The 13164-nt window shown below is 63.4% G+C and carries 15 protein-coding genes; 6 read left to right on the plus strand and 9 right to left on the minus strand.

Translation table 11 applies throughout. From position 1 onward, the window contains the following. Positions 1–10: 10 nt before the first annotated feature. Both dtd and tyrS read right to left on the minus strand, forming a co-directional pair. Entirely contained in the window at positions 11–469 is a 459-nt protein-coding gene (dtd, locus tag ACHAC9_RS18500) for a D-aminoacyl-tRNA deacylase (protein WP_435762063.1), read from the minus strand. Continuing rightward, positions 466–1746, minus strand: coding sequence for a tyrosine--tRNA ligase (tyrS, locus tag ACHAC9_RS18505; RefSeq protein ID WP_435762065.1), 1281 nt, complete (start codon positions 1744–1746; stop codon positions 466–468). The genes dtd and tyrS overlap by 4 nt, the downstream gene beginning before the upstream one ends. A 149-nt stretch (positions 1747–1895) precedes the next feature. Between tyrS and ACHAC9_RS18510 the strand changes: the two genes are divergently transcribed. Both ACHAC9_RS18510 and ACHAC9_RS18515 read left to right on the plus strand, forming a co-directional pair. Continuing rightward, the gene (locus ACHAC9_RS18510; RefSeq protein WP_435762067.1) at positions 1896–3260 is read left to right on the plus strand and encodes a peptidoglycan DD-metalloendopeptidase family protein; all 1365 of its coding nucleotides are present in this window, start codon (positions 1896–1898) and stop codon (positions 3258–3260) included. 86 nt (positions 3261–3346) lie between these two features. Then, entirely contained in the window at positions 3347–4444 is a 1098-nt protein-coding gene (locus ACHAC9_RS18515; protein WP_435762069.1) for an anhydro-N-acetylmuramic acid kinase, read from the plus strand. Between the two features lie 106 nt (positions 4445–4550). Here ACHAC9_RS18515 and erpA read toward each other — a convergent pair whose 3' ends face one another. The 6 genes from erpA to rplM all read right to left on the minus strand — a co-directional run bounded on the left by erpA (position 4551) and on the right by rplM (position 8153). Beyond that, on the minus strand, positions 4551–4919 hold the full coding sequence (gene erpA / locus ACHAC9_RS18520; protein WP_136220584.1) for an iron-sulfur cluster insertion protein ErpA: 369 nt from the start codon (positions 4917–4919) through the stop codon (positions 4551–4553). A 54-nt stretch (positions 4920–4973) separates the two neighbouring features. Beyond that, entirely contained in the window at positions 4974–5372 is a 399-nt protein-coding gene (locus ACHAC9_RS18525; protein ID WP_435762071.1) for a bactofilin family protein, read from the minus strand. Between the two features lie 148 nt (positions 5373–5520). After that, a complete protein-coding gene (gene argC / locus ACHAC9_RS18530; RefSeq protein ID WP_435762073.1) occupies positions 5521–6558 on the minus strand; it encodes an N-acetyl-gamma-glutamyl-phosphate reductase in 1038 nt (345 codons plus the stop codon). A 174-nt stretch (positions 6559–6732) separates the two neighbouring features. Next, complete coding sequence (locus ACHAC9_RS18535) at positions 6733–7092, minus strand: hypothetical protein (RefSeq protein WP_435762075.1); 360 nt, start codon at positions 7090–7092, stop codon at positions 6733–6735. Positions 7093–7322: 230 nt separating this feature from the next. Beyond that, positions 7323–7715 (minus strand): 30S ribosomal protein S9, encoded by a 393-nt coding sequence (gene rpsI / locus ACHAC9_RS18540; protein WP_259211456.1) that lies wholly within the window; start codon positions 7713–7715, stop codon positions 7323–7325. A gap of 9 nt (positions 7716–7724) precedes the next feature. Next, positions 7725–8153 (minus strand): 50S ribosomal protein L13, encoded by a 429-nt coding sequence (rplM, locus tag ACHAC9_RS18545; protein ID WP_192053289.1) that lies wholly within the window; start codon positions 8151–8153, stop codon positions 7725–7727. Between the two features lie 316 nt (positions 8154–8469). Here rplM and ACHAC9_RS18550 point away from each other — a divergent pair, with 316 nt between their 5' ends. The 4 genes from ACHAC9_RS18550 (at position 8470) to ACHAC9_RS18565 (ending at position 12358) form a co-directional block, all read left to right on the plus strand. Beyond that, positions 8470–9918: an alpha/beta hydrolase gene (locus ACHAC9_RS18550; protein ID WP_435762078.1), complete on the plus strand. Its 1449-nt coding sequence runs from the start codon at positions 8470–8472 to the stop codon at positions 9916–9918. A gap of 12 nt (positions 9919–9930) precedes the next feature. After that, positions 9931–10662, plus strand: coding sequence for an ABC transporter ATP-binding protein (locus ACHAC9_RS18555; RefSeq protein ID WP_435762080.1), 732 nt, complete (start codon positions 9931–9933; stop codon positions 10660–10662). Further along, positions 10659–11843 (plus strand): ABC transporter permease, encoded by a 1185-nt coding sequence (locus ACHAC9_RS18560; RefSeq protein ID WP_435762083.1) that lies wholly within the window; start codon positions 10659–10661, stop codon positions 11841–11843. The genes ACHAC9_RS18555 and ACHAC9_RS18560 overlap by 4 nt, the downstream gene beginning before the upstream one ends. Before the next feature lie 89 nt (positions 11844–11932). Next, entirely contained in the window at positions 11933–12358 is a 426-nt protein-coding gene (locus ACHAC9_RS18565) for an OsmC family protein (RefSeq protein ID WP_435762085.1), read from the plus strand. Between the two features lie 50 nt (positions 12359–12408). Here the strand turns inward: ACHAC9_RS18565 and coq7 are convergent, their stop codons facing one another. Further along, positions 12409–13053, minus strand: a complete 645-nt coding sequence (gene coq7 / locus ACHAC9_RS18570; RefSeq protein ID WP_435762087.1) for a 2-polyprenyl-3-methyl-6-methoxy-1,4-benzoquinone monooxygenase — start codon at positions 13051–13053, stop codon at positions 12409–12411. Positions 13054–13164 lie beyond the last annotated feature (111 nt).

A 13164-nucleotide genomic window follows, 5' to 3' on the forward strand; every position in this document is an offset into this window, starting at 1 on the left:
AGTAGGGGTTTCAACGCGAAACAACGACAGGATCAACACGCAGCCAGATGGTTACCGGACCGTCATTCGTCAGGCTCACTTTCATGTCTGCGCCAAATTGACCTGTTTCAACTTTGCCATGGCGCGCCTGCGCCTGGCGCACGACATAGTCGAACAGGCGCCGGCCCTCGTCGGGACTGGCCGCCGGCGAGAACGAGGGACGGGTGCCGGAGCGGGTATCGGCCGCCAGCGTGAACTGGGGCACGAGCAGCAGTGCGCCGGCCGTGTCGACCACGCTGCGGTTCATCTTGCCGGCGTCGTCGGAGAAGACCCGGTAGCCCAGCAGTTTGGTGAGCAAGGCGTCGGCCTCGCGCTCGGTGTCGCCCTTTTCGGCGCAGACCAGGACCATCAGGCCGCCTTGAATAGCGCCCACGGTGGCGCCGTCAACCACGACGCTGGCGTGGCTGACGCGTTGCAACAGGCCGATCATGCGGCCGGATTGCCGGACCGCGACAAGGTCACGCGCGCAAACTTGCGCTTGCCCACCTGCATCACGAAACTGCCTGCCCCGACCAACAGGCTCTTGTCGCTGACCACATCGCCGTCGATGCGCACGCCGCCCTGGTCGACCATGCGCATGGCCTCCGAGGTCGACGCGCACAGGCCGGCCGCCTTCAGCAGCTGGGCCACGCCGAGTGGGGCACCCGAGAGCGCCACTTCCAGCACGTCGTCCGGGATGCCGCCCTTCGAGCGGTTGACGAAGTCGGCCAGCGCGTCGGTGGCCGCTTGCGCAGAATGGAAGCGGGTCACGATTTCCTGGCCGAGCGCCACTTTCGCGTCGCGTGGGTTGGCGCCGCCCTCGACCGCTGCCCTCAAGGCTGCGATGTCTTCCAGCGAGCGGAACGACAGCAGCTCGAAATAGCGCCACATCATCACGTCCGAAATGCTCATCAGCTTGGCGAACATGGTGTTCGGCGCTTCGGTGATGCCGATGTAATTGTTCTTCGACTTAGACATCTTCTCGACGCCGTCCAGGCCTTCGAGCAGCGGCATGGTCAGGATGCACTGTGGCTCTTGTCCGTAGTCCTTCTGGAGTTCGCGTCCCACCAGCAAGTTAAACTTCTGGTCCGTTCCACCTAGCTCAAGGTCTGATTTCAAAGCGACTGAATCGTAGCCCTGCATCAACGGATACAGGAACTCATGCACAGCAATCGGAGTCCCACTCTTGTAGCGCTTGGTGAAGTCGTCGCGTTCCATCATGCGGGCGACGGTATAGCGCGAGGCCAATTGAATCATGCCGCGCGCGCCAAGCGGGTCGCACCACTCGGAGTTGTAGCGCATTTCGGTGCGTTCGGCGTCGAGCACGAGGGAAGCCTGACGGAAATAGGTCATGGCGTTTTCCTCGACCTGCTCGCGGGTCAGCGGCGGACGGGTCACGTTGCGGCCCGACGGATCGCCGATCATCGAGGTGAAGTCGCCAATCAGGAAGATCACCTGGTGGCCCAGGTTCTGGAGCTGGCGCAGCTTGTTCAGCACCACGGTGTGGCCCAGGTGCAGGTCGGGCGCAGTCGGGTCCAGGCCCAGCTTGATACGCAGTGGCGTGCCGGTCTTTTCAGAGCGCACCAGCTTTTGTACAAATTCGCTTTCGATCAGCAGTTCGTCGACGCCGCGTTTGGTAATGGCGAGCGCTTCCTGGACCTTGTCGGACAGCGGTAACGAGGGGGAGGAAGCAGAGTTGTTATTACTACAAGACGCAGGGACTGTCATAAATTTTTGTAGGAGTTTGGCTAAAACGGTTGTAGGACGCGTTAATTTGGTACAATGCTCGATCCCATCAATCTTGCCGCAAGAGAACTTTTTAAAACAACAAGAAAAATAGTGGTGCTAAGTTCAGGCGGTAAATTTTAACTGATTGCATGAACCCTATCCAAAAAATCGCCGGTAACAGCCTGTCCAGCCTGACCAATATGCGTCGCAAGACCCGTATCGTCGGTGCAGGCGCCCTCGCCCTCGCCCTGTGCGCATTCGGTGCTGTTGCGACTGCCCCCATCGCCCAGGATGACAGCAACGTCCAGGTAGTCTCGGTCGCCGAGAACCTGGCTCTGCCCAACCTCTCCGACCAGATCGCCGCCCTCCAGCAGGACGAGCAGCAATTCATTCACGAAGAGCGCGTCCGTTCGGGCGACTCGCTGGGCACCATGCTCGGCCGCCTCGGCGTGAACGATGCCCAGGCGCAGAACTTCATCCGCTCCAATAAGCTCGCCCGCCGCATCCTGTCGTTGAAAGATGGCAAGCGCCTGCAGGCAGAGACCGACGAGAACGGCCTGCTGCTGTCGCTGCGCGCCACCCTCACCGACAAGAATAGCGCGCCGACCACGCTCACCATCGCACGCCATGGCGAGAGCTTCAAGGCTTCCGAAGCCCCTGCCAAGCTCGAGCGCCGGGTCGAAATGCGTTCGCGCGAAATCACCAGCTCCTCGCTCTACTCGGCCACCGACGCGAACGTCGACGGCGGCTCGATCCCGGATTCGATCGTCGGCGAAATCATCCAGATGTTCTCGACCAACATCGACTTCCGCGGCGACCTGAAGCGCGGCGACCGTTTCAACGTCGTCTACGAAACCTTCTGGCTCGATGGCGAACTGGTGAAAACCGGCCGCATCCTGGCAGGCGAATTCATCAACCGCGGCGCCAGCTACCAGGCCGTGTGGTTCGAAGACCCGGTCACCAAGCAGGGCGGCTACTATGGCCTGGACGGCAAATCGCTGAAAAAAGCCTTCCTCAAGTCGCCGCTCGAATTCTCGCGCGTCTCGTCGGGCTTCTCGAACCGCGTGCACCCGATCTCGGGCCAATGGAAAGCGCATAAAGGCATCGACTACGCAGCCTCGCTCGGCACCCCGATCCGCGCTGCGGGCGACGGCACGGTCGAGTCCGTCGGCGTCTCCGGTGGCTACGGCAACATGATCGTCCTCAAGCACTGGTCGAACTACACCACCGCCTACGCTCACATGAGCCGTTTCGGCAGCGGCCTGCGCAAAGGCGCCAAGGTCACCCAAGGCCAGATCATCGGCTATGTCGGCTCGACCGGCTGGTCGACCGGCGCCCACCTGCACTACGAATTCCGCGTCGCCAATGTCGCACGCGATCCGAACACGCTCAAGAACCTGATGGCCGCACCACTGACCACTGGCGAAATGGCGCGCTTCAAGATGGCTGCCGCGGAAATGAACCACCGCTTCTCGCTGCTGACCCCGGGCGGCAACGCCATGGCTGCCCGCTAAGCACAACGCACAACGTTTCCATAAAAACGCCTTCCGCGCATCTGCCCGGAAGGCGTTTTTACGTGGGTCTCGATTATGATGAGCACATGATGACTTCCTCCCTTTATATCGGCCTGATGTCGGGCACCAGCCTCGACGGCGTAGACGGCGTGCTGGCCGACTTCGCAGGCGGCGCGATCCGTACCCTCGAGGCTGCCTTCGTGCCCTTCCCGGCCGCGCTGCGCGCCGAACTGATGGCCCTGCAGGTCAGCGGACACAACGAGATCGAGCGCGAGGCGATGGCCGCCAATGGTCTGGCGCATGCCTATGCCGAGTGCGTCGAGGCGTTGAAGCTGTATGCCCCAGGCCCGGTGGCCGCCGTTGCCGTACACGGGCAAACCGTGCGCCACCGGCCCGAGCTCGGTTTTACGCGCCAGACCAACAATCCTGCCCTGCTGGCCGAACTGACCGGTATCGACGTGATCGCCGATTTCCGCAGCCGCGACGTCGCCGCCGGCGGTCAGGGCGCGCCGCTGGTGCCGGCGTTCCACGCCGCCGCCTTCGGTACCTCCGGTACGACGCGCGTGGTCGTCAACATCGGCGGCATCGGCAACATCAGCGTGCTGCACGGCGACGGCCGCGTGACCGGCTACGACACGGGACCCGGCAACGTATTGCTGGACGGCTGGATCGGGCGTCATCAGCGCAAGGAATACGACGAGGATGGCGCCTGGGGGGCGCGCGGGACGGTGCATGCCACCCTGCTGTCGGCGCTGTTGGAGGAGCGGTATTTCCACCAGCCTGCCCCCAAAAGCACGGGACGCGACCTGTTCCACATGGAATGGCTCGATGCGCGGCTGGCGGATTTTACCGACGTGCCGAGCGCCGATGTGCAGGCGACGCTGACGGCGCTGACGGCGGAGACCATCGCGCGCGCGATCCTCCTCGAAGGTGTGGCGGTGGACGCGGTGTATGTCTGCGGCGGTGGGGCCTACAACGGCGCGCTGCTGCGTGCGTTGGCGGCAGCGCTCGGCGGCAATATGCCGGTGGACTCGACCGCGGCGCTCGGTATCGCGCCGAACCGGGTCGAGGCGCTGGCGTTTGCCTGGCTGGGGTATCGGTTCAATGCGCGGCAGCCGGGCAATATGCCGGCGGTGACCGGGGCGAAGGGACTACGCATCCTGGGCGCGCTTTATCCCGCATGAAACGTCACTATCGTTGCTGGCGTATGGAAAATCTCCGCACAAAAACAAATCCGGGCATTGCCCGGATCCGATGTCAACGCCCGGCCGAGCCGGGCTGTACGCCAACTTACGCCGAGAACGAGGAACCGCAGCCGCAGGTGCTGGTTGCATTCGGGTTCTTGATGACGAACTGGGCGCCTTCGAGGTCGTCCTTGTAGTCGATTTCGGCGCCGACCAGGTACTGGTAGCTCATCGAGTCGATCAGCAGCTGGACGCCGTTCTTCTCCATGGTCGTGTCGTCTTCGTTGACGATTTCGTCGAAGGTGAAGCCGTACTGAAAGCCCGAGCAACCGCCGCCTTGCACGAACACGCGCAGTTTCAGGTCGGGATTGCCCTCTTCCTCGATCAGTTGCGCCACTTTTTCAGCAGCGCTGTCGGTGAAGACGATGGGAGTCGGGATGGTGTCAAAGTCTACTACTTCAGCAACTGCAGTCATGGATAAACTCCTGATTAAATTCGGATTTCTTCCATTATAGACTGTTCGTGCCGGTCACGCTTCGACGGCCACCGCCTCTGCCAGATGGAACACTGGCTCGCCCGCCGGATGGTGCGTCAGCTTGCCCGTGACCAGGGCGCCGCCGTGCATCTCGAGCAGTTTGTAATGGACATCTCCATGAATGCGGCCTTTCGGCTGTAATTCAAGTAGTTCCGTCGAATGCACCGAGCCGGCGATGAAACCGTTCACCACCAGGTTGGCGCAGCGCACTTCCCCCTCGATGCGCGCGTGCTCGGAGACGATCAGTACGCTGTCCACACCCTCGCTGGCGATGACGTTGCCGTGTACCTCGCCATCGATGCGCAAGCCGCCGCTGAAACACAGGTCGCCCTCGATCCGGGCGGCAATGCCGATCAGGCTGTCAATTTCGCTTTTTGCGTTGCGACCGAACATGGTGGCACCCCTGTGAGATGGATGAAGTTGATCGGAAAAACCCGACCACCGCATCGGCCAATTTACCGTTCCCAACAGGTGCCGCCTTGATCTAGCTCTTATCAAGCAGTGCACGGCGGAAACTTCACAGGGATGCCGCTTTGCTTTGTTATGGCAACAGTGCGATCTGTTGTAAACCGGTCGTCTCATCAAACCCGAACATCAGATTCATGCACTGCACTGCCTGGCCCGACGCGCCTTTCACCAGGTTGTCCTGCACCACCAGGATGACGACGGTGTTGCCGCCCTCCGGACGGTGCAGCGCCAGGCGCAGCATGTTCGAGCCGCGGGTCGAGCGCGTTTCCGGATGCGAGCCGAAGGGCATCACATCGACGAACGGCGAATCCTGGTAGGTTTCCTCGAACAAGGCTTGCAGCTGGGCATCGTCGACTTCTTTCGTCAGGCGCGCATACAGCGTGGCGTGCATGCCGCGGATCATCGGCACCAGGTGCGGCGTGAAGACCAGGCCGACCTTGTCGCTTGTAAAACGCTGCAGCTGGGCCGAGGTTTCCGGGGTGTGACGGTGGCCGGCAACGCCGTAGGCTTTGAAGTTGTCGCTCGACTCAGAGAACAGCGTGCCGATCTCGGCCTTGCGGCCCGCGCCGGACACGCCCGATTTGGCATCGGCGATCAGGTTGCCGGCGTCGATCAGGCCAGCCTTGAGCAGCGGCACGAAGCCCAGCTGCATCGTGGTCGGGTAGCAGCCCGGATTGGCGATCAGGCGCGCGTTCTTGATGTCTTCGCGATTCAGTTCCGGCAGGCCATACACGGCTTCCTCGATCAGTTCGGGCGCCGTGTGCTCGATCTTGTACCACTTTTCAAAACTTGCGCGGTCCTTCAGGCGGAAGTCGGCGGCCAGGTCGATGACCTTCACGCCGGCGGTCAACAGCGCCGGGGCTTGCGCCATGGCCACGCCGTGCGGGGTCGCAAAGAAGACAACGTCGCATTTGGTGAGGTCGGCCTTGTCGGGCGCCGAGAAGGCGAGATCGACGCGCCCGCGCAGCGACGGGAACATGTCGGCCACCGGCAGGCCGTCTTCCTTGCGCGAGGTGATCGCGGTCAGCTCCACGCCGGGGTGGGTGGCCAACAGCCGCAGCAATTCCACGCCCGTGTAACCGGTTCCGCCAACGATGCCAACTTTGATCATGTCTAATCCTTCAAAAAAAATGGTGCCCGTACAGGCCAGGAGTGCAATTTTAACAGCCTTGCCAAGCGAGGCCGCGCAGTACGGCCGGCGCGGCGCGTGCAGGGGGCCTGCGGCGCTGCCGTGCAAACATTATTTGCACGATCGGCCTACCTTGCAAATATCCTAAGGCGCTGTTCAGGCGTCGGTGCCGGTCAACAATTGAGCGTCGTGCACCGGGATCGGATCGAGCGTCGACACCTTGCCGATGTGGTCGAAATTCTCTTCCAGCCAGCGCTCGGCCGTCGCCACGCCCAGTCCACGCAGGTGCAGCAGAAAGGACAGCTCGGTGTTGAACTTGCTCGACAGGTGCAGTTGCTGCAATTCCTCGTTACCGGTGATCAAGTGCAGGCGGACGCTGGCCGCATGCACCACGTCGCTCTCGTCGGCGTCGACCAGCGCACCGACGTTGCGGATGGCGCTGACCTCGCGCACGAGCCTGATGTTGAAGGCGATCTCGCTGGTGCGGCTCTGGATGTCCCAGCAGCGGTCAAGCACACCCCATCCAAAGGCGCCCCGGCGAGCCCCCACCTTGCAGCCCGAGGCTGATTCGCTTGATTCCGATTGCCATTTACTGCTTCCGCGTTATGTCCAACGAGTAGATTATCGTGGCCTCCCAGCAGCACCGTTCGCCACCCTGTGTCAACAAATAAGCGCGGCAATAAAAAAAGCCGCCCGAAGGCGGCTTTCTGTCCAGCAATAAGCAGCACGAAGGCTGCTTGAAACGATTAACGCTTCGAGAACTGCTTGGCGCGACGTGCTTTACGCAGGCCGACTTTCTTACGCTCGACTTCACGGGCGTCACGGGTGACGAAACCGGCACGTGCCAAGTCGCCCTTGAGGCCTGCATCGTAGTCGATCAGAGCGCGGGTGATGCCGTGACGAACGGCGCCAGCCTGGCCCGACTCACCGCCGCCATGCACGTTGACCTTGATGTCGAAACGCTCGACGTTGCCGGTCAGTTCCAGCGGCTGGCGAATGACCATCAGGCCGGTTTCACGCGAGAAGTATTCGTTCGCAGGCTTGCCGTTCACGATGATCAGGCCAGTGCCGGCTTTGATGAACACGCGAGCGACTGCACTCTTGCGACGGCCGGTGCCGTAGTTGTAGTTACCGATCATGTCAGTTCCTTAGAGAGTCAGTGCTTGTGGTTGCTGAGCTGCGTGTGGGTGCGAACCTTCCGCGTACACTTTCAGCTTCTTGATCATTGCATAGCCCAACGGGCCCTTAGGCAGCATGCCCTTGACAGCCTTCTCGAGCGCGCGGCCCGGGAAACGCTGTTGCATTTTCAGGAAGTTGGTTTCGTAGATACCGCCCGGGTAGCCCGAGTGACGGTAGTACGTCTTGTTGGTGGCTTTCGTGCCGGTCACACGCAGCTTGCCTGCGTTGACGACGACGATGTAGTCACCGGTATCGACGTGCGGAGTGAATTCTGGTTTGTGTTTGCCGCGCAGTCGGAGTGCCACTTCGCTGGCAACACGTCCGAGGACCAAGTCCGTCGCGTCAATCACGAACCAGTCGCGCTGGACTTCATGGCCCTTAGCGGAAAAAGTTTTCATGTTGACTTCCTAATAGGTAAATTGCTCAAATGGTGGTTCCGCAATGGTTACTGCGGACTCTGCCTTATTGTCTTTTCCAGAGCAAATGGAAAGCCAGCGATGATACTTCATTTCTCTGCCATGGGTCAAGGTGACTCCCAGAAGCGTGTCGCATCCGTACCGCTTTCCCTGCGACTCGCGTGTTCATGCGCTGACCTGGGACAATCAATCTGTTGCGCAGCGGGCTAGACTCAGCTCGACCATTCCCTAGCGAAACTATCTGTTGACCGAAGAAACGATACCAAATTACTATTGGTCAACTATCTGAGGAGTCTTCGTGAATACACGTTCCATCCTGCCCGTCCTGCTGGGGCTGCTGCTCTCGTCGGGTAGTGCACCGGCGGCCGCCGCTCCAGAGGCGCCGCGCTCAGCCAAGCCGGTCCCACGTACCTGTCACTTGCCCGGCGTCGAAGGCTCGCTGCGCTGTCTCTCGGTCCCGGTGCCGCTCGATTACGCGAAACCGGCGGCCGGCGGCTTGAAGATCCACGTGACCGTCGCGCCGGCGTTTCGCGAGGGCGCCAGGGCCGACCCGCTGTTCATACTGGCCGGCGGCCCCGGCCAGGCCGGCAGCGAGGTGATCAGGCTGCTGCCGGCCGCGCTCAGGCGCATACGCGCCACGCGCGACATCGTCTTCATCGACCAGCGCGGCACCGGTCTGTCGGGCAAGCTCGATTGCGAGAGCCGGCCCGAGCACGAGACGATGAGCGACGCCGAACAGGAAGCGGAAATCCACCGCTGCATCAAGGCCAGCCGCGCCCCGTTCGCCGCTTACACCACGGCAAACGCCGCGCGCGACCTCGAGGAAGTACGGCGCGCACTCGGCTACGGCAAAGTCAACGTCTGGGGCGGCTCCTACGGTACCCGGCTTGGCCAGGCCTACGCGCGCGCCTTCCCGGGCAGTGTGCGTTCGCTGATCCTGGACGGCGTGGCGGCGCCCGAGCAGGTGGTTCCGGCCGCCGGCCGCGACGGCCAGGCCGCGCTCGACAAGCTGTTCGAGCACTGCGCCAGGGATGCAGGCTGCAGCAAGGCCTACCCGAACCTGCGCGCCGAATTCGACAGCCTGGCCGCGCGTGCCGACGCCGGCATCAAGCTCTCGATCGCCAACCCGCGCACCGCGCAGCCGACCACCGTCACGATGTCCGGACCACGTTTCAACGGTACCGTCCACAGCATCCTGTATTCGCAGGCCGACGCGCGGCGCCTGCCGTTCCTGATCCATAGCGCTTACCAGGGACGTTGGGAGCCTTTCATCGCGCGCCAGAACGTCGGTGGCGATTTCACGACCGAATCGACCAGCGCCTTCCTGCTGCACCTGGCCGTGGTCTGCGCCGAGGATGTTCCGCGCATGACCCCGAGCCTGATGAAGGACGAGGACGCCCTGCTCACGCGTGCCTGGGCCACGCGCATGCCGGCGATCTGCAAGACCATGAATGTGCCGGCGGTGCCTTACGTGCAGCCCTCGATGATCGAGGCGCCCGCCCTGCTGCTGTCGGGCGCGCTCGATCCGGTGACGGCGCCGCGGCGCGCGGAAAGCGCCGCGCGCCACATGCGCAGTGCCCGGCATCTGGTCGTGAGCAATGCCGGCCACGGCGTCTCCCAACTCGGCTGCGTGCCGCGCCTGATGCGCGAATTCCTCGACAAGCCGACCGCCAGGCTCGACGCCGCCTGCCTGGCCGAGATTCCGCCCCCGACCTTCCAGCTCGGCAGCGCCGGGCCGCAACCCTGAATCGAGCGACCCATGATCGAAGTACACGATGTACGTAAACAGTTCGGCGACGTAAAAGCCCTCGGCGGCGTCAGTTTCAGCGCGCGCGACGGCCAGATCACGGCCCTGCTCGGCCCCAACGGCGCCGGCAAGACCACCCTGCTGCGCACCCTGGTCGCCCTGCTCAAGCGCGACCACGGCACGATTTCCGTCGACGGCGTCGACCCGGAAAAGGATCCGCTCACGGTACGCCGGAATATCGGTTTCCTGACCGACCAGTTCGGCCTCTACGAACGCCTGTCCACGCGCGAATACCTGGCCTATTTCGGGGAACTGAACGGCATGGGCGGCGCCGCCCTGACAACAAGGATCGACGAGGTCTCGGAACTGCTGTCGATGGACGACATCCTCGAGCGCCGCACCAAGGGCTTCTCGCAAGGCCAGCGCATCAAGGTGGCGCTGGCGCGCACGCTGCTGCACCGCCCGCGCAACCTGCTGCTCGACGAACCAAGCCGCGGCCTGGACGTGATGAGCACGCGCGCCTTGCGGCGCGCCCTGGTGGCGCTGCGCGCGGACGGCTGCTGCGTCATCATGGCCACCCATGTGATGCAGGAAGTGACGCACCTGTGCGACGACGTGATCGTCATCGCCAAGGGCCACACGGTGGCCCAGGGCACGCCGCTTGACCTGTGCCGGCGCACCGGCATCGAAAACCTCGAAGACGCATTCGTCAGCTTGGTCGGCGAAGAAGGGATTGCAGCATGAAGCCACCATTCCTGACCATCTTCATCAAGGAAATGCGCGAAACCCTGCGCGAAAAACGCACCGTCGGGCTGCTGGTGCTCGTGACGCTGATGTACCCGCTGATGATCGGCGTCCTGATGCATCAGCTGATCGAGCGCAGCACCCGCTCCGAGCGCGAAGGGATCGAACTGGCCGTCATTGGCGCGGCCAAGGCGCCCACGCTGATGTCCCAGCTCAAGCAGAAAAACATCACAGTCCTCGACACCGCCCCAATGGACGAGGAGGCCATTGGCGCCCTGCTCCAGAAAGGCAAGGTGGCCGGGGTGCTGCGCCTGTCGGACAAATTCACCGACAACTACACGGCGATGCGCCCCGCCCGGATCGAGCTGTGGTACGACTCCGCGGCCGAGAAGGGATCGCAGCGGCGCGACATCGAGGAGGTGCTCGACGCCTACGGCGCGAACGTCGCCAGCGCGCGCCTGCTGGCGCACGGGGTGTCGCCGGCAACGCTGGCGCCGATCGAGGTGCAACGCTACGACACCGGCACCACCGCGTCGCGCTCGGCCGGCCTGATCGGCAGCATGCTCAGCATGCTGTTCTTCCCGGCCTTCTTCTGCGGCATGTCGGCCGCGGTCGACAGCACCGCCGGCGAGCGCGAACGGCGTTCGATGGAGGTGCTGATGGCGCAGCCGGCGCGGGCCTGGGAAATCGTGGCCGGCAAGTGGCTCATGGCCGGGGCGCTGGCCATCGTCGGCCTGACGCTCGAACTGATCCTGGCGCACGCGGTGCTGACCTGGCTGCCGCTCGAGGAACTGGGCATGTCGTGGAGTCTGACCTGGCTCGACGTGGCCACGATCTGCATCGTCGCACTGCCGCTGGCGCTGCTGGCGGCGGCCCTGCAGATTGCGCTGGCGATGAACGCCAAGTCGTTCAAGGAAGCGCAAAGCCTGCTCAGCATCGCGTTGTTCATTCCGATGCTGCCCGGGGTCGTGGTCTCGATGATGGAACTCAAAACCTCGGTCTGGATGTATGCGGTGCCGATGCTGTCGAACCAGACGCTGCTGCGCGAAATATCGAAAGGCGTCGAGGTCGGCACGCTGCCCTTCCTGCTCACCTTTGTCAGTGCGGCGCTGCCGGCGCTGGCCGTCGTGGCCTTTGCCGGCTGGCGCATGAAGAGCGAGCGCTACGTGCTGGCGGTGTAAAAGGGAACATCAAGGAAAACAGCCCCGCCCGGCGCACCGGCCGGGGCTGTTTTACAATGAGCGCACCCTATCATCGTGGAGAAGCGCACATGGAAGTCAAAGTCAGCTGGAACGGCCCCTCGGGCATGAGTTTTCGCGCCCAGACCGGGTCGGGCCACATGGTGGCCATGGACGGCGCGCCTGATGGCGGCGGCCACAACCTGGCGCCGCGGCCGATGGAGATGGTGCTGGTCGGGACCGGCGGCTGCACCGCGTACGACGTGGTATTGATCCTGCAGCGCGGGCGCGAGAACGTGCTTGGCTGCGACGTCACGCTGCAGGCCGAGCGGGCCGACGTCGACCCGAAGATTTTTACCAAGATCAATTTCCACTTCGTCGTCACGGGGCGCAATTTGAAACCGGCGGCCGTCGAGCGCGCGGTGAAGCTGTCGCACGAAAAGTATTGCTCGGCCTCGATCATGCTGGCGGCGATGGCCGAGATCACGCATTCGATCGAGATCGTCGACGCCGGGTAATGTCAATGCATGTCGACGGTATCGGCTCCGATACCGTCACCCAGCCGCGCTTATAAATAATACGCCGTCGTCGTCATCACCTTCGCCATCGCCCGCATTGCCAGCTTGACCGGCACCGGCATCTCGGCCGCGCCGAGTGCCTGGGCGGCCGCGCCATGGGCGACTTCGTCGGCCCGCATCTGCTCGACGATCGCGCGCGACTTGGCGTCGCCCGGCGGCAGCTGATCGAGGTGAAGGTTCAGGTGCGCTTCCACCTGGCGCTCGGTCTCGACCACAAACCCCAGGCTGCGCGCGTCGCCCAGCTTGGCGGCCACCGTTCCCATCGCATACGCCCCCGCATACCAGAGCGGATTCAGTACGCTCGGCTGCGAGCCCAGTTCGGTGAGGCGCTGCGCGGTCCAGGCCAGGTGGTCTTCCTCTTCGCGGCCGGCCTGCTCGAACTGGGCGCGCATGCCGGGGCTTTGCGCGTGGCGCGCCTGCGAGTCGTAGAGCGCCTGGGCGCAGACTTCGCCGACGTGGTTGACGCGCATCAGGCCGGCGCTGCGGCGCTGCTCGCGCTCGTCGAGTTCGCAATCGACCGCGTGCGCCGCCGGGTTCGCGCGCGATGCCGAGGCCACGCCGCCGACCACGCGCAGCGCCTTGTCGAAGCCGACGATCAGGTCGTCGAGGGGACTGATGAAACGGTTGGCTCGCATAGGATTCGAATTAGTAGCAGGAAAACCACATTATAGGCCTCGTCAGAGTCACTCGCCGCGCGCCTGTGCTTTCCCACTGCAGCGCCTGGCGCGAGCCGCCCTGCACCGCAT

The sequence above is a fragment of the Massilia sp. CMS3.1 genome (assembly GCF_051262535.1).
In the GTDB taxonomy this organism is placed as follows: domain Bacteria; phylum Pseudomonadota; class Gammaproteobacteria; order Burkholderiales; family Burkholderiaceae_D; genus Telluria.